At 36.7% G+C, this 16230-nt stretch carries 41 protein-coding genes; 40 read left to right on the forward strand and 1 reads right to left on the reverse strand.

Going from position 1 to position 16230, the window contains the following annotated elements; genetic code table 11:
* Positions 1-105: 105 nt before the first annotated feature.
* The 3 genes from JFU54_RS28730 (at position 106) to JFU54_RS30140 (ending at position 1396) form a co-directional block, all read left to right on the forward strand.
* Positions 106-327 (forward strand): helix-turn-helix transcriptional regulator, encoded by a 222-nt coding sequence (locus tag JFU54_RS28730; RefSeq protein ID WP_098123972.1) that lies wholly within the window; start codon positions 106-108, stop codon positions 325-327.
* Between the two features lie 39 nt (positions 328-366).
* The gene (locus tag JFU54_RS28735; protein ID WP_201067543.1) at positions 367-1146 is read left to right on the forward strand and encodes a phage antirepressor; all 780 of its coding nucleotides are present in this window, start codon (positions 367-369) and stop codon (positions 1144-1146) included.
* Between the two features lie 118 nt (positions 1147-1264).
* Complete coding sequence (locus tag JFU54_RS30140; protein WP_277956430.1) at positions 1265-1396, forward strand: hypothetical protein; 132 nt, start codon at positions 1265-1267, stop codon at positions 1394-1396.
* A 33-nt stretch (positions 1397-1429) separates the two neighbouring features.
* Here the strand turns inward: JFU54_RS30140 and JFU54_RS28740 are convergent, their stop codons facing one another.
* Positions 1430-1615: a hypothetical protein gene (locus JFU54_RS28740; protein ID WP_201067545.1), complete on the reverse strand. Its 186-nt coding sequence runs from the start codon at positions 1613-1615 to the stop codon at positions 1430-1432.
* Positions 1616-1694: 79 nt separating this feature from the next.
* Here JFU54_RS28740 and JFU54_RS28745 point away from each other — a divergent pair, with 79 nt between their 5' ends.
* The 37 genes from JFU54_RS28745 to JFU54_RS28920 all read left to right on the forward strand — a co-directional run bounded on the left by JFU54_RS28745 (position 1695) and on the right by JFU54_RS28920 (position 16097).
* A complete protein-coding gene (locus JFU54_RS28745) occupies positions 1695-1832 on the forward strand; it encodes a hypothetical protein (protein ID WP_201067547.1) in 138 nt (45 codons plus the stop codon).
* A gap of 15 nt (positions 1833-1847) precedes the next feature.
* A complete protein-coding gene (locus tag JFU54_RS28750; RefSeq protein ID WP_201067549.1) occupies positions 1848-2114 on the forward strand; it encodes a hypothetical protein in 267 nt (88 codons plus the stop codon).
* 112 nt (positions 2115-2226) lie between these two features.
* Positions 2227-2628 (forward strand): YopX family protein, encoded by a 402-nt coding sequence (locus tag JFU54_RS28755; protein ID WP_201067551.1) that lies wholly within the window; start codon positions 2227-2229, stop codon positions 2626-2628.
* A gap of 2 nt (positions 2629-2630) precedes the next feature.
* Positions 2631-2819: a hypothetical protein gene (locus tag JFU54_RS28760; RefSeq protein ID WP_201067552.1), complete on the forward strand. Its 189-nt coding sequence runs from the start codon at positions 2631-2633 to the stop codon at positions 2817-2819.
* A gap of 191 nt (positions 2820-3010) precedes the next feature.
* Positions 3011-3184, forward strand: a complete 174-nt coding sequence (locus tag JFU54_RS28765) for a hypothetical protein (protein ID WP_201067554.1) — start codon at positions 3011-3013, stop codon at positions 3182-3184.
* Positions 3184-4716 (forward strand): AAA family ATPase, encoded by a 1533-nt coding sequence (locus JFU54_RS28770; protein WP_201067556.1) that lies wholly within the window; start codon positions 3184-3186, stop codon positions 4714-4716. Before JFU54_RS28765 ends, JFU54_RS28770 begins: the two co-directional genes overlap by 1 nt.
* The gene (locus tag JFU54_RS28775) at positions 4709-5650 is read left to right on the forward strand and encodes a RecT family recombinase (RefSeq protein ID WP_201067558.1); all 942 of its coding nucleotides are present in this window, start codon (positions 4709-4711) and stop codon (positions 5648-5650) included. Before JFU54_RS28770 ends, JFU54_RS28775 begins: the two co-directional genes overlap by 8 nt.
* 169 nt (positions 5651-5819) lie before the next feature.
* On the forward strand, positions 5820-6044 hold the full coding sequence (locus JFU54_RS28780) for a hypothetical protein (protein WP_098841923.1): 225 nt from the start codon (positions 5820-5822) through the stop codon (positions 6042-6044).
* The gene (locus JFU54_RS28785) at positions 6045-6788 is read left to right on the forward strand and encodes a helix-turn-helix domain-containing protein (RefSeq protein ID WP_201067559.1); all 744 of its coding nucleotides are present in this window, start codon (positions 6045-6047) and stop codon (positions 6786-6788) included. It abuts the gene before it with no gap.
* On the forward strand, positions 6772-7530 hold the full coding sequence (locus JFU54_RS28790) for an ATP-binding protein (RefSeq protein ID WP_201067607.1): 759 nt from the start codon (positions 6772-6774) through the stop codon (positions 7528-7530). Before JFU54_RS28785 ends, JFU54_RS28790 begins: the two co-directional genes overlap by 17 nt.
* Positions 7531-7542: 12 nt before the next feature.
* A complete protein-coding gene (locus JFU54_RS28795; protein WP_201067561.1) occupies positions 7543-7734 on the forward strand; it encodes a hypothetical protein in 192 nt (63 codons plus the stop codon).
* Positions 7731-8159 carry a cell division protein SepF gene (locus JFU54_RS28800; protein WP_201067563.1) on the forward strand — a complete coding sequence of 143 codons (429 nt, stop codon included), beginning with the start codon at positions 7731-7733 and terminating at the stop codon, positions 8157-8159. The genes JFU54_RS28795 and JFU54_RS28800 overlap by 4 nt, the downstream gene beginning before the upstream one ends.
* Positions 8160-8172: 13 nt before the next feature.
* Complete coding sequence (locus tag JFU54_RS28805; RefSeq protein ID WP_201067565.1) at positions 8173-8634, forward strand: hypothetical protein; 462 nt, start codon at positions 8173-8175, stop codon at positions 8632-8634.
* Entirely contained in the window at positions 8635-9237 is a 603-nt protein-coding gene (locus JFU54_RS28810) for a nucleoside permease (RefSeq protein WP_307838323.1), read from the forward strand.
* A gap of 9 nt (positions 9238-9246) precedes the next feature.
* The gene (locus tag JFU54_RS28815) at positions 9247-9390 is read left to right on the forward strand and encodes a Fur-regulated basic protein FbpA (RefSeq protein WP_201067567.1); all 144 of its coding nucleotides are present in this window, start codon (positions 9247-9249) and stop codon (positions 9388-9390) included.
* Positions 9377-9676, forward strand: a complete 300-nt coding sequence (locus tag JFU54_RS28820; protein ID WP_207192750.1) for a hypothetical protein — start codon at positions 9377-9379, stop codon at positions 9674-9676. Before JFU54_RS28815 ends, JFU54_RS28820 begins: the two co-directional genes overlap by 14 nt.
* Positions 9660-9854, forward strand: coding sequence for a glyoxalase (locus tag JFU54_RS28825; protein ID WP_201067569.1), 195 nt, complete (start codon positions 9660-9662; stop codon positions 9852-9854). Before JFU54_RS28820 ends, JFU54_RS28825 begins: the two co-directional genes overlap by 17 nt.
* 148 nt (positions 9855-10002) lie before the next feature.
* Positions 10003-10278, forward strand: a complete 276-nt coding sequence (locus JFU54_RS28830) for a glutaredoxin family protein (RefSeq protein WP_201067571.1) — start codon at positions 10003-10005, stop codon at positions 10276-10278.
* Positions 10279-10290: 12 nt separating this feature from the next.
* Positions 10291-10536 carry a hypothetical protein gene (locus tag JFU54_RS28835; RefSeq protein WP_201067573.1) on the forward strand — a complete coding sequence of 82 codons (246 nt, stop codon included), beginning with the start codon at positions 10291-10293 and terminating at the stop codon, positions 10534-10536.
* 10 nt (positions 10537-10546) lie between these two features.
* Positions 10547-10714, forward strand: coding sequence for a hypothetical protein (locus JFU54_RS28840; protein WP_201067575.1), 168 nt, complete (start codon positions 10547-10549; stop codon positions 10712-10714).
* A gap of 13 nt (positions 10715-10727) precedes the next feature.
* Positions 10728-11240 (forward strand): dUTP diphosphatase, encoded by a 513-nt coding sequence (locus JFU54_RS28845; RefSeq protein WP_201067583.1) that lies wholly within the window; start codon positions 10728-10730, stop codon positions 11238-11240.
* Positions 11241-11279: 39 nt separating this feature from the next.
* Positions 11280-11579, forward strand: a complete 300-nt coding sequence (locus tag JFU54_RS28850; protein ID WP_201067586.1) for a hypothetical protein — start codon at positions 11280-11282, stop codon at positions 11577-11579.
* Positions 11580-11621: 42 nt separating this feature from the next.
* Complete coding sequence (locus tag JFU54_RS28855) at positions 11622-11813, forward strand: hypothetical protein (RefSeq protein WP_098829942.1); 192 nt, start codon at positions 11622-11624, stop codon at positions 11811-11813.
* Positions 11814-11832: 19 nt separating this feature from the next.
* The gene (locus JFU54_RS28860) at positions 11833-12207 is read left to right on the forward strand and encodes a hypothetical protein (RefSeq protein ID WP_201067588.1); all 375 of its coding nucleotides are present in this window, start codon (positions 11833-11835) and stop codon (positions 12205-12207) included.
* 37 nt (positions 12208-12244) lie between these two features.
* Positions 12245-12415 carry a hypothetical protein gene (locus JFU54_RS28865; RefSeq protein ID WP_163258084.1) on the forward strand — a complete coding sequence of 57 codons (171 nt, stop codon included), beginning with the start codon at positions 12245-12247 and terminating at the stop codon, positions 12413-12415.
* Between the two features lie 41 nt (positions 12416-12456).
* On the forward strand, positions 12457-12711 hold the full coding sequence (locus tag JFU54_RS28870) for a hypothetical protein (protein ID WP_201067590.1): 255 nt from the start codon (positions 12457-12459) through the stop codon (positions 12709-12711).
* Positions 12712-12748: 37 nt separating this feature from the next.
* Positions 12749-13021: a hypothetical protein gene (locus JFU54_RS28875; protein WP_201067592.1), complete on the forward strand. Its 273-nt coding sequence runs from the start codon at positions 12749-12751 to the stop codon at positions 13019-13021.
* Between the two features lie 150 nt (positions 13022-13171).
* Positions 13172-13399, forward strand: coding sequence for a hypothetical protein (locus JFU54_RS28880; RefSeq protein ID WP_201067613.1), 228 nt, complete (start codon positions 13172-13174; stop codon positions 13397-13399).
* Between the two features lie 16 nt (positions 13400-13415).
* Positions 13416-13667, forward strand: coding sequence for a hypothetical protein (locus tag JFU54_RS28885; RefSeq protein WP_201067594.1), 252 nt, complete (start codon positions 13416-13418; stop codon positions 13665-13667).
* 44 nt (positions 13668-13711) lie between these two features.
* On the forward strand, positions 13712-13909 hold the full coding sequence (locus JFU54_RS28890) for a hypothetical protein (protein ID WP_201067596.1): 198 nt from the start codon (positions 13712-13714) through the stop codon (positions 13907-13909).
* A 37-nt stretch (positions 13910-13946) separates the two neighbouring features.
* Positions 13947-14567: a hypothetical protein gene (locus JFU54_RS29975; protein WP_242489462.1), complete on the forward strand. Its 621-nt coding sequence runs from the start codon at positions 13947-13949 to the stop codon at positions 14565-14567.
* A 103-nt stretch (positions 14568-14670) separates the two neighbouring features.
* Positions 14671-14847, forward strand: a complete 177-nt coding sequence (locus JFU54_RS28900; protein ID WP_201067598.1) for a hypothetical protein — start codon at positions 14671-14673, stop codon at positions 14845-14847.
* On the forward strand, positions 14844-14972 hold the full coding sequence (locus tag JFU54_RS30145) for a hypothetical protein (RefSeq protein ID WP_277956434.1): 129 nt from the start codon (positions 14844-14846) through the stop codon (positions 14970-14972). The genes JFU54_RS28900 and JFU54_RS30145 overlap by 4 nt, the downstream gene beginning before the upstream one ends.
* A 44-nt stretch (positions 14973-15016) precedes the next feature.
* Complete coding sequence (locus tag JFU54_RS28905) at positions 15017-15190, forward strand: hypothetical protein (protein ID WP_201067600.1); 174 nt, start codon at positions 15017-15019, stop codon at positions 15188-15190.
* A gap of 16 nt (positions 15191-15206) precedes the next feature.
* Complete coding sequence (locus tag JFU54_RS28910; protein ID WP_201067602.1) at positions 15207-15632, forward strand: DUF1064 domain-containing protein; 426 nt, start codon at positions 15207-15209, stop codon at positions 15630-15632.
* A 13-nt stretch (positions 15633-15645) separates the two neighbouring features.
* The gene (locus JFU54_RS28915) at positions 15646-15834 is read left to right on the forward strand and encodes a hypothetical protein (protein ID WP_201067603.1); all 189 of its coding nucleotides are present in this window, start codon (positions 15646-15648) and stop codon (positions 15832-15834) included.
* Between the two features lie 14 nt (positions 15835-15848).
* Positions 15849-16097 (forward strand): hypothetical protein, encoded by a 249-nt coding sequence (locus tag JFU54_RS28920; protein ID WP_078205595.1) that lies wholly within the window; start codon positions 15849-15851, stop codon positions 16095-16097.
* Positions 16098-16230: the final 133 nt, after the last annotated feature.

Consider the following 16230-nt stretch of genomic DNA (forward strand, 5'->3'; position numbering starts at 1 on the left):
TTATGATACATAAAGTATAAAGTAAACATAGTGTTTACCACAAGTTAAAATTTATTTGAGTTTTTTTAAAAAAAGTACTTGTAATAAACTTGAGGTTTACTTATAATGAAATCACAGGCAACGAAGGGAGGAAATAACTTGAAGCAGTTAAAACAAAAACGACTAGAAAAAGGGATGTCTTGCCAAGACGTTGCCAATAAAGTCGGAATCACCAAAATGCACTACTGGTACATTGAAAACGAAAAAAGAACCTTGAAAATAGACTTAGCAGAAAAAATTGCAATTGCTCTTGAGGAAAATCCGAAAGACCTTTTTTTTAACAATTAAAGTAAACCTAAGATTTACAAAATGAGAGGAGTAAACCAAATGAATAAACTTGAAAATTTCTCACACAACATGTTCGGTAACTTAGAAATTCTTATTAAAGAAGGAAAAGAATACTTCCCAGCAACAGATGTTGCAAAGGCACTTGGGTATTCTGATCCGCATAAAGCAGTTAAGCAACATACGAAAGAAGACGGGTGGGTGATTTGCCCAGTGGTTCTTGAAGGGAAAAATCAAACAGTTGATAAGAAATTCATCAACGAACCTAACTTATACCGCTTAATCGTCAAATCAAAACTTCCACAAGCGGAACAGTTTGAAAAATGGGTGTTTGAAGAAGTACTTCCTTCTATTAGAAAACACGGAGCATACATGACAGATCAAGTCCTGGAACAAGCGGTAACAAATCCAGACTTCGCAATTGGTCTTCTCACTAAATTAAAAGAAGAGAAAGAAAAGCTTGCAGCAGCACAACAACAAATCGCACAGCAACAACCGCTTGTAACATTCGCAGAAGCGGTGCAAGTATCAACAAATCTAATAACCGTCAAACAGTTAGCAAACTTAATGAGGCAAAAAGGAATTGATACAGGACAAAACAGACTCTTCGAATGGTTTAGAGAAAACGGATATCTTTGCAAGAAAAGAGGAAGCCTGTACAACACTCCAACACAGTATTCAATGGATTTAGAGTTATTCGAATCACAAGAATATGTAAGAACAAACGGACTGGGCGAGTTCGTAACATCATTCACTACAAAAGTTACTGGGAAAGGTCAGCTTTACTTCATTAATAAGTTTCTTGGAAAGGAAGCGGTGTAAACGATGGAAGAAAGCACATTCTCGCTATGCATGGTGTTAGTAGCAGTCATAGTATTTAAAGGATTCACCTATTTGATGGAACGTATAGACAAAAGGTTTATGAAGGACGGTGGGAAAAATGAACAAAATTGAGGTAGCCCAAGCGTTATTAGAAAGAATCAATGAATTAACTAAGCTTTGCAACGATGTAGAAACAGGGTTAGTGATAAAACATTTAGCTGAAGCAAGGGAAATCATTATTAATAGTTAAGAGCCGAAGTGGCAGCTTCGACTCTTGTTAAAACTACTTATTGTTGCGAATAAAATCTTCAGTTTTAACTTGATCATAATCAACAAGTGAAGCTGATCTATGTACAGCTTCGTAGAACTTTTCATATACAAGTACAGCGTCATCAACGGAACGGATTGAACCTGACTTGTTTTGGAAAAAAGCAATAGTTAAATCTTTAGCGATCTCTTTCTTATCCATGGTATCACCTCCTATCTTAGTTGATGGGAACATTATACCAAATTAGGAGAGTAATAGAGATAAAAGAGGTGGTTAATTAGTGGACAAACAGCAGCGTGATGAATACGAACAAAAGAAAATCTTGTGGATCATAAAGGATTTAAGAGCTAGAGGGGTAGATAACAGCGCAGATAAGGTTGAGAAAATGCATAAGGAGTTTATCACTCTAGCTAAATAGAGAGGGGAATGGGGAATGGAACAAGTTGTGAAGTTCATGAAAGAACTTATCGAAAGTATGAGTGAAGACACGTATCACTGGTACATCACAGGGGTAGAAGAGTTCGAAGAAGTAGTGGAAGATGATGAAGTTTATGCGAAATTATCAGATGGTTCACTGTACGAAAAACAAGATGATATCTACATTCATCAAACATCAGGATACTGCGAAGATGACTATTCAGGAACAATCATTAAGCCAATCACAGCAACAATAGCCCTTATTATTAGTTACCAGTGTTAATAGGACAAGCATTCGCTTGTCGGAATATTCAGGAATCTACGGTTGGTCCCCACCTTATTGAAAGGTTCCTGGATATTCCGATGCGTGAAAGCATCATGAAAGGGGAATGAAAATGAGAGAAATTAGGTTTCGTGCATTTGATGAGGAACTTAGAAAAATGTATTCAGGTGATGAAATTGAAGGTGAAAGCAACCTAGATACATGGTTGTCTTATGGCGAAGTAGCAATATATCGGATTGATAATGGTGAGTATGTTCAGCTAAAACCACTACAATATACAGGATTATTGGACAAGAACGGCAATGAGATTTTTGAAGGGGATGTTGTTGATACGATCTACGATGGCAAGTTATTTACTGGAGTCGTTGTTTATGACGAATCTGAATTAGATTTCAAAGCAACAAACGGAAAAGAAAACTATGGAAGTAATTTTCAGTATCTACCGTGTTGTGAAGAGGTAGAAGTTATCGGAAACCTCTACGAAAACCCAGAGTTACTGAAGCGAGGTGAATGAAAATGTCACCGTGTTTCGAACCAACATATTGCAGTGATCTAGAAGGAAACAAGTACTTATGCAGATTTGAACATTATGAAGTAGATAGCCGCTTTGAAGGTGAACCGCCTGAATGGAAGGCTGACATTGTTGAGTTAATGCCGATCGTCCCTATCTATAAGTGCTGGGGAAAAGGAATCAAAACGAAATAAAAAGCCCGTACAGAAGCACAGGCAGGTTGTTACACATATCGGTAACTATATTTTAACAGAATTATTAGTTAGTTTCTATAACAAAATAAAAAACCGCCCTACGCCAAGGACGGTCTGGAGAAAAGAAATGTAAAACTTTCTACTTACATTATACCAAATCTTTTCTCCTAAAAACAAGGAGGAAGTTAATTATGAAAGACGGCGTAGTTTTAATGTATTGCAAGGATGGAGTGTTATATCCAGTAGCACTAACGAGTGAACAAAACGAGATGCTTCAAATGTCATCAATGTTATTTCAACCATTAAAAGTGGTTTTTGATAAACCGCAAGGACAAGCCATTAACTTACTGGGGGATAAAAAATAATGAAAATCAACTTTAAAAAACTAAGTATCGTGAATTTCAAGAATCACGAAAATCTTGAAGTAACATTCGGCGAAATAACAACTATTAGTGGCCCAAATGGAGCGGGTAAATCATCAATAGGCGAAGCAATTACATGGGTTTTATACGGTATTGATCCATACGGAACAAAGAACGAACCAAAACCTATCGGTAATGAAGATGCAGAAACGAAAGTTGAACTTCTTATCCAAGTAGACGATAAAGACATTTTGATTAGCAAAGCTCAAAAGAAAACAGCTAAGTACTATATCAACGAAGTTCCTAAGAAAGCAAAGGAATTCGAATCATTTGTAGATGAGTTGTTTGATAAACAAGCGTTTTTATCACTATTCAATCCCGGATACTTCAGCTCACAACATTGGCAGACGCAACGTGAACAGCTTCTATCATATGTAGGTGAACCATTAAAGAAAGAAGTATTTGCTGAGTTACCAAAAATTCAAGTTGAGTTATTAGAAGAAAACTTAAAGAAACTTTCAGTTGAAGACTTACAGAAAGTTCATATAGAGCGCAAGAAAACGCATGAGAAATCATATGAGCGTGCAAGTGAAAGAGTTATCACATTAAAAGAGCAACTTGAAAAACAAAAGACCGAAAGTACAGATGTAAATAAAGAAGAAATCGAAGCGCAGTTATCCGAATTACAAGCGAAACGTTCAGAAATCGATAAAACAATTAAAGACTCACAGAAAAAACAGCAACAATACAACCAAGTACAGTACCAAATTGAAGGTATGAAACAACAGGTTTTACAGCAAAAGAGTGTTGTTCTCGGCATTAGAGATGAGAAGTTACAGGATACTTGCCACACATGCGGACAAGCCTTACAGGATGAAGCAGTCGAGCAGGTTAAACAGAACAAAATTAGCCGCTTTGAAGAAGCAAAACAGATTGGTTCAAACATGGTTAAGAAGTTAAAAGAACTAGAAGCTTCTATAGAAGAAATGTCTGCTGAAGAAATAGATCCAAATCAGACAAGAGAAATCGATGAAAAGATTTATGAGCTGAACGGATTACTTCGACAATCACAACAGTTAGAACTATTACAGAAAGAAATTGATGATGCAGCAAGCACACAAGCGAAGATTCGCAAGGAAAAGAATGAATCAATAGCAATCATCGATGCAATCAAAGACTTCCGTACGAAGCGCTCTGAATTGATGGTTAGTAAGATTCAAAGTTTATTTACAAGCATTGATGTACAGCTCTATGAAACTCTTAAAAACGGTGAAGAGAGAGATACATTTGAAATCTTAATGGACGAGAAACCATACAGCAGACTTTCTACAGCAGAAAAGATTAAAGCAGGACTAGAGCTTGTTGAAGTGTTGAGCAAGCAAGCACAACTAGTGGTCCCAACGTTCATTGATAACGCTGAAAGCATCTTACATTTCACAAAGCCAGCAGGACAGCTAATCATTGCGAAGGTTGAAGATACAGAGTTCACGATAAAAGCAGAAGGTATCCAAAAGGAGGAAGTAAACAATGACTAATCAAGTAACAGCAACACCAAATACAGAAAAGGTAATCGGTAATTTTACAAAAATGGAGTTAGATACAATCAAAAGCACTATCGCAACAGGAACAAGTAACGAGCAATTCGCTTTATTCGTACAAACTTGCGTTAACTCAGAACTTAATCCTTTCTTAAATCACATTTATTGCATTGTGTACGGCGGGAAAATGAGCATTCAAGTATCAGTAGAAGGTGTGCTTCACCTAGCAAGACAAAAGAACGGATATAAAGGTATCGATGTTCAAACAGTACATGAAAATGACGAATTTGAAGCCGATCGCTCTCAAGAAGGCGAATGGATTATCAGAAAGCACCAAGTTAAATTCCCACGTGGAAAGGTGATTGGCTGCTATGCAGTGGCCCAACGCGAAGGTTTTAAAGATGTTGTAGTCATGATGGAAACGGACGAAGTAATTCACATGAAGAACGGTACAAATAAGCACATGTGGAACAACTGGTTCAACGATATGTTCAAGAAACACGCAATGAAACGTGCGGCTAAATTACAGTACGGCATTGAAATTAACGAAGATGAAGCAGTTTCATCTAGTCCGATAGATAGTGTTCCATCTTATGAACCTGAGAAACGTGTAGATATCACGCCAAATAAACCAAATCAGATTCAAGTAGAAGAGGGTGAAACAGTAGATCCTGAAGTTGAGTTAAAGAACAAGCAAAGCGAAGTAATGGCGAAACTAAGCGAATACAACATGACAAATGATGATTTACAAGAAATCGCGGTTAAACATTTCAAAGTACCAGCAGCAGAGTTAAACCTTCAACAGCTTACAGGCCTTGTTAAATTCTTAGCTTTAGAACATAAGAAACGTGTGAAAGAGCAAGAAAAGACGCAAGAAGAATCAAAAGAAGATGAATTTAGCTTCGAAAATATGGAACTTGAATTAGCATGATCGATAAACAAAGCAAAGTACTCCTGCCGCAATGGGTGTGGCAGGAGGCAAATTCAACAGACGAAGTAAAACAAAACGTACTGAAATATATAAATCCAAAACGCTACCCAGGTTATAGGGTCCTGAAAGTATCGAAAGGATTTGCTATCTGTGAACGGAGTGATGGTTGATGTTTAAGATACCTGTGAGAAGGCAAACGCAAAAAGAAATGTTAATAGCTACAAACGATTTGATTGAGAGAGGTTTTGATTTCTTAACACCAATTAAACCGGTTTATAAGAACGGTAAGTTTTACGAACAAAGTGGCAGAAGTTTTCAAGGGAAACATGAATTTAGAGCAATCGGATACACGGATAATGTCAGCTACGAATGTTGGATGAAGAAGGTGAACTAAATGACATTAATTGATAAAAGAAGACGCGGATTTTTCATGATAGATAACGAGATTGTAGATGATGCAAGGCTAACTCATAAAGAAATGGCAGTATACATGGTTCTTTGCAGACATTTAAATCAAGAAACAGGGAGTTGCTTCCCTTCTTTACCAACAATCGGAAAGAAAGTCGGAATGTCAAAGAATACAGTAATCAAAGCTTTAAACACTTTAATTGAAATAGGTTACGTAACAAAAGAGAAACGTTCATCTAAAGAACAAGGCGATATGTCCAACGTTTATTACGTCAATGACGTTCACGATTTGAACGGGGGAGTTTACCAAATGAACCGGGGGGGTTCAGGAGATGAACGGGGGGGAGTTCACGAGGTGAACCCTAACAATACTAATCTTAACAATACTAATTTAACAATAAGTAGTAGTAAGAACCCCTTCTCATTCTATGAAAGTAATATTGGAGTTTTAAATCCATTCATGGCAGACGGCATAGATCAGTGGATTAAAGATACAAGCGAAGAACTTGTTATAGCAGCTATGGAACGTGCATTAAAGCAACAGAAGAAGTGGAATTACGCTGAAGGCATCTTAAAACAGTGGGCTAACAAAAACATTAAGACTTTAGCTGATGTGGAAGTTTTAGAAGCTGAATACCAACGAAATAAAGGAGCGAAGAACAATGCAGAGAGCGGCGGCAGCAATACCAACCGATATAGCCAAAAAGGTGAATATGACTATGGATTCTGATGTTTGTGATACGCATGGCATGAATAAGATGAAGTTCGGTGGACAAGTTGTTTGCCCTCGTTGCTTCCTTGAAAACGAAAGCAAGAAGCTCCAACAACAAGAACAGGCGAAATACGATACAGATAAAGCGAACGAGAAGAAATTCATGTTTCACCAGCAAAGCATGATTGCCGATAGCAATATTAAGAAAGCTAACTTTGATAATTACCAACCTACTAGCGAGGAAGGAGCGAAGAACCTCGATCTTGCAAAGGTCCTTGCAACGGACTATCTCAATGAGAAGGTATTTAACACGATTATGGCCGGAAATTGCGGAGCAGGGAAAACACATCTCGCTTATGCAATCGCAGATCAACTTGCAGGTGCAGGGATATCAGTTGTCTTCGTAACAGTCGGTGAATTGCTACGGAAGATTAAAAGTACGTTCAATAAAGATTCATCCTTAACTGAGGATTCAATCATACGGACGTTAGTACGAGCAGATGTGTTGATAGTTGATGACCTAGGAGCAGAGTTAGGAGCACTAGATGCAAATACAAAGGCAACAAACTTCATTAATAGGGTGCTATTCGATGTTTTCGATGGAAGGCAAGGTAAATCTACCGTATTCACGACAAACCTTACAGGAGAACGTTTAGAGGGCGCATACGATGAACGAATTGTTTCACGTATCTTCAATAACTTTAAAGCGTTGGTTTTCAAAGATACAAAGGATTATAGAAGAAAAGCACTACCATTCTAAGGGGGAATTAAGATGTGTGCATGTAAAGGAACGGGAGTAATCAGAAACGATATAGGAACAGGGATGTATCAATTTGCGCCATGTATTTGCGAATCGGCGAATCGGACACCTGAAGAAGTGGATAGAAGACGTCACGAAGTCATCGAGAGACTGAAAGAAACGTATCGATTACAAATGCTTGAGAAAGATGGAATAGTAGCATGAAGCAATTAACACTGGAAGATGTCGTTGGAAGTTTCGATTATAAAGCTATCAGCACATCCGAAAAATTCCTAAATCAAAGTCAGGAGCAAGAAAAGTTAAAAGGGTCTGTTTTTGACAAAAAGAAAGCTCATGTTAAATACAAGCCAAGTAATAAAAGATTCGCAGATGTCCGTGCGATGATTCCGAGTCATGCTAAGAGTTCAGATGAGCTTTCAAGTAAAGAAAAAGAAGACCCTAAGTTCAATATGTTTATAGACTATGTCACGGCGATATGGCGCTATAACAGGGATGAAAATAAAGAATTTAGTTGGGACGAGGCTGAAGAACTTTGCAAAAAGCATCGCGAACAAAAGAAGTCCATAGCGATGCGAATCCTTTTGGAAGATGGGTTTGAACCTAAATTTGTTACTAAATATTTGAAATGAGAGGGGAATCGATATGAAATACAATCCTGTACCTACTTGGGAAGAATACGAAATCGCAAAACAAAACGGAATTAAGAAAAGTACAGTGGATCAGCGGATTAATGTACATGGATGGGATGTAGAAAAAGCAATTAGTAAACCATTATTTGTTAGTTTGAAAGTTAAGTATGCAGAAGAATGGGACTTAGCACAGCGAAATGGCATCTCATATGACACGTTTTTCTCAAGGGTTAAGCGTTATAACTGGGATCCTAATGACGCAGCAACGACACCAGTATTATCGCCAATAGAATGCACGAAAAGAGCCCACTCTAAAACAGATATTATAAAACCATCTCAGTACCAAATAGCGCTGAGAAACGGCATAGGGAAGCGAACATTAAGGAATAGAGTCTTTGTACTTAAATGGGATATAGAGCGCGCTATAACGGCGCCACCTAACATTAAACATCGAGCTAAAAAGGCGGTGGTATAAATGGCTTTAGATCGCTGGTTAACTGATGAGGAATATGAAAAGGCAAAAGCTAATGGAATAAGTAGACAACTTCTTTACAATCGAGTTTTTGTTTTAGGCTGGGATATTGAAATTGCCATGACAGCAACACCAGGAAGTGTTAGGCACAAGTTAGTAGATAAGGTGCACGAAAAATGGTTGAGAATCGCTGTAGAGAACGGGATTAAAAAAAATACATTTTACAGTAGGTTGTATCTTGGATGGAGATATAAAGATGCAGCAACTAAGCAAGTTAATAAGAAGGGGAAAAAGGAAAAAGAGTGGTGCAGGGTTGCGGAAAAGAACGGGATTTCTTATCAGACGTTTACATCAAGATTGAGTTACGGATGGGAACCCGAAAAAGCAGCGACCACACCTGTTATGACACGTAAAGAAATGGGTGAAAAATCAGGTAGGAAACGAGCGTTATTCACACCGGAACAAGTGTCGCAAGCAAAATTGAACGGAATTTCAAGGCAAACATTAAGAAGAAGAGTTTTTGAATTTGGATGGCAATTAGACGAAGCGATCACAACGCCACCATTAAAGAAATGGAATCCAAGGAAGAAACGAAACATCAGCTAGGGAGGCAACATGGAGCAAGAGCAAGACAGATTAATAGAGCGATTGATTCAGAAGAATATATTCAAGCTACCGGATGGGCGCGATCTCTTTGAGGGGAGTTGCGAGGAACTGGCGGGGCTGTTGGAAAGGGATGGGGAGAATGATCAGAAATGAAGTAATTTGGTTTGCAGAGTGCATGGAAAGTAAATTGCAAGAAAATGATCACAAGGGTGGATGGAAACAATGTGGCAAGTACTGGCTCTTCGAAAGAATGCAAGAAGAAATAACGGAGCTCTTACAAGAATTATCACGTTTCGGTAACGATGCTAAAAACGAGGACATGATTATAAGAGAGTGTGCTGATATTGCTAATTTCGCCATGATGATTGCAGATAAAGTACGGGAACAAAGTGAAGTACGCCAATTAAAAGGGGATGGGGAAAATGAGAAAAGCGATTGAGGAGTATATCAATAATTTACACAAATGGGCAATAGATAGTAGGAAAGAAGCGGACCAAGCATTTGAGAATGGCGATTTAGGGCTAGCCGGATTCCATAGAGGGCAGTGGCTCACGTTAGAAGATACAGCAACTGTATTAGAGGATATCTTATCTGATTATGAGGAGGAAGAACAATGAAATATACAGAGCATGGCACGTATGAAGTAACTCAATTATTAGCAGAGGCGAAGGAGAATGAAGAGAATGACAAGCTGTAACTACACGTATTGGGAAGAAGCGATTAAAGAGTTTTACAGAAAACAAGAAGCGGAAAGAGGTAATAAGAATGGCAACTAAGATCATTATGTTTACGGGTAATACATGTTCAAAATGTATGAGAGCAAAGGCGATGCTTAATAACACGCCGCCAGGAGTTGAATTTGAGTTAATTGAAAGAAATGTAGATGAAAATGAAAGCGATATGGAATTTCTTACGAAAAAATTAAAATCTAATTCATTACCTACCTTTCTTATTAACCCGGAAGAGGGTTCGACAGATTATAAACCGTTGATTGGTTTTGACGAAAACATCGGCAAAATCATGGAAGTATTAGGATTGTAGGAGGTTTTTATAATGAGACATACTCGAAATAGACAATTAGCAAAAGCTCATAAGGATCCATTATTCATGTGGATGAATGAACCAACTGACAAGATCGAATTACAAAGGCATTGGATGAAGTTAGGGCTTAACCCTATTTTAGACAAAACATTCAAATGGCACCGAGATTTTGTTTGGGAGATAGAAAAATACTGGGAGAGTTACATCACATTAGGTACGTATGGAAAGGATGACTTCAAAGAAATTCCAATCAAATAGGAGGGATTGCATGAAGAAAGAAACCCAAATTCAGCTGGAAGGTGAGCTTGAAAAGGTAGAAAGCGATATTAGTAATCTAGAGTATCACCTAGTCATGATGGATGGCGAAAGGAAGAAAACGAAACAATCTTTGGAAGAACTGAAGGATAGAAAGAAGAAACTGAAAAGTTACTTATAAGGAGTGGATAGGAATGTTGAACATACAAAAGATTTTTGAAGCACAGGACAAGCTAGATTGTAAGGTTGTTGAGGTTCATGGGTTAGAAGGACAAAACTTAACTGGAGACGTGACACAGGCATTGTATACAGAGTTAGGTGAGTTAAGTAATGAGATTGGGTTCTTCAAGTATTGGAAGAAAAATAAAACAACAAATAAAGCGCGTCAGTACGACGAGTGGGCAGATTGCATGCACTTTATGGCGAGTTTGGGTAATAAGTACGGGCATGTAGAAACTATCTTATTAGAAAAAATTAAAGACGGATTCGAAAAGGATGTAAATTATGCTATCGAAAAACAGATTTCATACCATGAATTGTTCGAAATTATTTATAAGGCACAGCTCAATAGCGTTACGGATTATGCTATTTCTTTAGCGGCATTGGTAGTTATCGGGTTGAAATTAGGAATGACATACGGAGATATGGAGAAAAGTTATTTTGATAAGAATCAAGTTAACTATGATCGGTTAGCAAGCGGATATTAAGACCAAATTTGAATTTTGTTAAGAAATGAGGGTGTCTATATGGAAATACAACATAATAAACGATTTATATTGCTCAAAGCTTTGGAATGTTTGATTGAGGAGAAACGATTTGAAATTGATGAGATTAAGGAAAGAACGGAAAGTGATTACGAAATAAGAAAACGTACAAAAGAGGCACTAGGCGGAGTGTTTTCGTTAGAGGAAGTTATTCAAAAGGATATAGAAAAGGTTAAGCGGGAAATCAAGAAAATTGAAGATATAAAACATGATATAGATGATGGAAGAAATCGTTTGTTGTTAGTGCCTAATTATATTCAGTTGTGTTTAACAGGTAAATAAAACTAAACAAAAGCGTTATTTTAATCGAAAAGGAGGATTAAAATGTACCCGTTTTATGTAGATGGAGAAAAGGTGTTTTCATTCTCTTACAAGCCAAGTAAAGGTGTTGTAAAAGATGATGATACTGGTAAGTGGTACGAAATAACCAAAGTTGAGCAAGGGCGTGGACGTAAGGTGTACGGGAAGGAAACATGCAACTTGGACAGTTGGGATTGGAAGCCTTACAAAAATTAATCAAAAAGGGGAATGAGATATGGAAGTGGTAAGCAGATCACGCAGAACCGTCAAAAGAAAACATAGACAAATAAGAAAAGAGTTTAAGAAAGATATTTTTGAGGTAGCAAAGAATAACCGTGCTTTTGCAATGATGATTATTGAAACATATACAGCAAGTCAACATAGAACGCACATTATGAAAATTTGGGAGTTAATAGGTTTTAATCATCCGGAGGCCCATAAAGACTACTGCGATAAACTAATGGGTAAACACTTATGTGGAACTAGCGAGATTATGAAATCCATCTATTTCGCTGATAAAGAACTACATGATAAATATCGCCACAAGATCCCCGAATGCTATGCGATGGGTGATGCATTAGGGATAGCGTACAAAGTACTTAAATCTTAATAAAAATAGTTACTTGGTAGAAGGAGGATGATGAAAAATGATTGTTAAAGCAACGATAAAACTCGAATTAGATGATTCGCAGAAAAAATGGGTTTCTTATGTTAGAGAACAAGGTGGAGAAGAAGCGGTATTTCATTATCTGGAAGAAGAAGTGCAGAAGAAAATTGAATTAGCTGATTTTGTGGAGATGGAATACAAAGACAAGTAATTTAGACCAAATAGTTAATTTGGAGAAAAGGAGAATAAGAGATGAAAGTAGTTTGTATCAAAGATGTGGTTATGAATACGAACGAAAAATACGGTAAGTATTCCGGTAAGAGAGTTTTTACAAAAGGAAACTTGTATAAAGCAAGGCATCATACAACGACCTTAGAAGACCCATGGACACCAGTTAAAGTATTACGAGCTACTAATGATTTAAATGAACTTCATATTATCAAACACTGTTATGACGGATCGGACCATACATTCTTTGAAAATCATTTTTCAGAAGTTAAAAACTAAACAAAATTCTTATTTTAAACGAGAGGGGAAAACAATAATGAGATATTTTGAGTTTAATAAACATGATTATTACGCTTTGATGGCCGTTAAAGATGGTGGAGAAGAAAAAGCAATTGAGCTATATGTTGAAAATGTAGCTGGAGAAAGCTTCGAGGAAGTAGAGGAAGAAGGTTTACCAGTAGAGATCACGCGTGAACAGGCACTATCAAAGTATTTAGATGTAATGGGTAAGGATGACATTTCAGAATGGATTAAAATGTTCAATCAATGCGAAAATCTTCCGCTGTTAATTGATGGGACATTAGTTTAAACAAAATCTTTATTTAAATAAAAAGAGCGCTTTTTAAGGCGCTCTATGACCAAGATTTATATAAAAAGGTGACTATGATTAGTATATGTATGCTTTTAATATATGTGCAGTTTTTAAACAAAATCGTTATTTGAGAGGGGAATGGAGCGGATGAGATATACAAGAAATAGACAAATGACAAAAATAGGTGAAGAAAATTTTATGGGAATGAAGAATTTCAAAATCTCAACGATACGAAAGTTTGATGGGAAGTTTCCTAATAGATTAGACCCAACTTTCAAATGGAATAGGAACGGATGTAAAAATCAGTACGTTTCTTGGGTGCTACCGATTGATATTTTTATCGAAGAAATAGCATTTATTAAAGAAGATAGATAGAAAGGGAGAATGAGAGATGCCAGGATTAACACCTTTTATGTATACAAAACATTACGATCCGACTATATCATATCTAGTTTATTCAGTTGGGTGCGATAAACCAGAAACAACTAGCGGCTTTATGCAAGGGTACTGGGAATGTACTCATTGCGGAAAAGGAAATCAATTTCGATTTTATGATGATACGTATCATCCGAATTATGAAGCAACATGCCCGGATTGTAATGAGGATTTTATAGCAGTTGATGACACGGATTACGATTATTAATTTATAACAAAAACGCTATTTGGTTAGAAAGCGAGGTGGATTAATTGAGAGTTGATAAAACCTTATCAGAATTGTGGCACCTTAGAGGTAATACAGATAGACAAGTGAGTCGCGAAGAATATGAAGAAGAAGTTAAAGAAACGGCGTATATGGCCATAAACACCATAAAAAAATTGCAGAGAAGAATAAGTGAGCTTGAATTAGAAAATGTTGAATTGAAAAGGAAGAATAAATTTTTGTAATAAAAATTTCATTTTGTAGAAAAGGGGAATGTTTGAAATGGACAGGGAGATGGCAAGGGCACATTTTAAAAATTTAGGTTTAAGTTATGAAAAAATCAACAAAGAAGATATCAATTGTTTGCTAGAAATTATATCTTCAGAATTATCCTCTTATCTTGAGCACGGAGGGGAATATGCTCAACAAATGAATATGAAATTGAGTAAGTTAAGGCTTAAAGACGTAAAAGTGTTGAAAAAAGGTTTGCAGTATGCGCGAATTCAAATAGATGGTAGTTACTTTAAAAGAAGAGAGGCTATAACATTTAGCAGTACTGGATTTATTGGATTTGGTGGAGAACTTAGTGATTCCAATGTAGATCCAATATTAAAAGCTTTTTGTAAATGGTGTGACAAGATTATTGAAAATAAAAAAGCAGCAACCTTAGATGTTTTACAGGACGCACTAGATTCATTGATGACAGAGTGCAGAAATTGGATGTATGTAGTACCGCATACTAATCAAAGAGGATTTAGTACTGATAAAGAATATTTTTTCAATCATGAAGACTTCAAGATGTTCAGAACACCAGATGAGGTCGGTATAGCTGTTAAAAATGATAAAGGAACTTTTGAACATTTTAGTTACACTGAATTTTTATCATTCTTTGTTCGCACTTAAAAGAGCAGCTAGCAAAAGCTAACTGCTCACCCAAGGATAGGGATAACCATGTGTCTACAGTATTGACGGAATATTGAGTTTTATTCAGGGGAGGAAGAGAAAAATGAAAGTAAAAGTAACGTTTGAATATGAGTTAGAAGGTAAGCAAAGGGAACAATTTGAGGATGTAAGAGCAGAAGAAGGTGAAGAAGCAGCGTTTTATTTCATTGAGGATTTAGTAAGAAAAGAAATAGAAGTAGCTGAGGCTGTAGCGGCGGAATATAAGGAGGATTCAAAATGATAGCATCAACAAGTTTTTTATTAGCACTATCTACAAAATTACAGGAGATTGCTGATAATACAGCAGATATGGAAACTGAATCAGAATTAAATGAGCTTATCGATAAAATTAATGAGAGTATCTAAAACTGAACAAAATAATCCTTTGAATTGAAAGCGAGGTTAAAAGAATGGAAGGTAACGTAAAGCTATTAGGTGCAGACGGAATGTGTGGAATGGTGTTTGCAGGAAATAAGGTTAATATTTATAACGATGCAGGATATCTAATGGAGAGTATGACAACAAGGGAGCATGTTCAGGAAGTTATTGATTTTCTCGAAGAGTGCAAAGAGCGAATGGAATAGAAAGTGAGGTTATTAGTTGATTAAGAAAAGAAAACAGCAGAAACGAAAGAAAGCAGCGAAACCGAAGATTAGAAGTAAAGAAGTTATATATGATGATATAAAATTCGATAGCAAAACAGAATGTGACTATTATAAGTACCTAAAAACAAGGGATGACGTCTTGGAAATAGATGTTCATCCCGAATATGAACTAATTCCAACATTTACGATTAAGAGCAGCATAACGAAGTCAGGGAAGTCTAAAAAGGCAGCCATGAGGTTTACACCTGATTTTAAAGTAACGTACTCAGATGGTCGTGTAGAGACGGTTGATGTGAAAGGCAGCAAGAAGGCAATCAATGAGGGTTTCCCGTTGCGTAAGAAGTTATGGGAGTACTTAAACAAACAGGAGTTAATCGTTGTGATATGGGACAAGAAGTTAGGTGAATGGACAAGATCATAAAGGGGCTGAGTAGATGATTCCAAGATACAAAGGTACAAGAGAGTTCATGCTGTATATGAAAGAGCCAGGTTTTGGGAGTAATCAGTACGTTACGATATTCGATGTATTTAAGTATCAGGAGTTAATAGACCATTTTAATGATGGTTGGAGAATTCATGATGAGGATAAGAAGAAAGCGGCTTTACAGAGAATAATAGCTTAAGGAGGATGAGAAGAATGTATATTGCTACATTACGAGAAAAGTTAAAAGAAGTTTGTGAAAATAAGGTAAGGGTTAGGATTGCGGGTTGTGGTCACTTTTACATTTACTTAGCACATTCAGGAGATATCTCAACAGTTAAAAAAGTTATATCAGATCTTAACGAAGAGTATGGAAGTGATGTTAAATTCAATAGCAGCGTAGGTAGTGTGGATGGTAAAGTGTACAAATGGTATTTAAGTTGTTGGGGATTAGAAGGAGAGTAAATGGATAGTGGAACCATGACTAACAGTGTGGTGGGGGCTGTATTGTAGTCATCGTTCCCTTATTCAATAATGAGATAGTAAAATTTCACGTACCTAATGTGATTTTAAAAAGACAAATTCGAAATAGGGGGAT

Origin of the sequence: Bacillus sp. TH19, from assembly GCF_016651075.1 — a bacterium.
Taxonomy (GTDB): Bacteria; Bacillota; Bacilli; order Bacillales; family Bacillaceae_G; genus Bacillus_A; species Bacillus_A mycoides.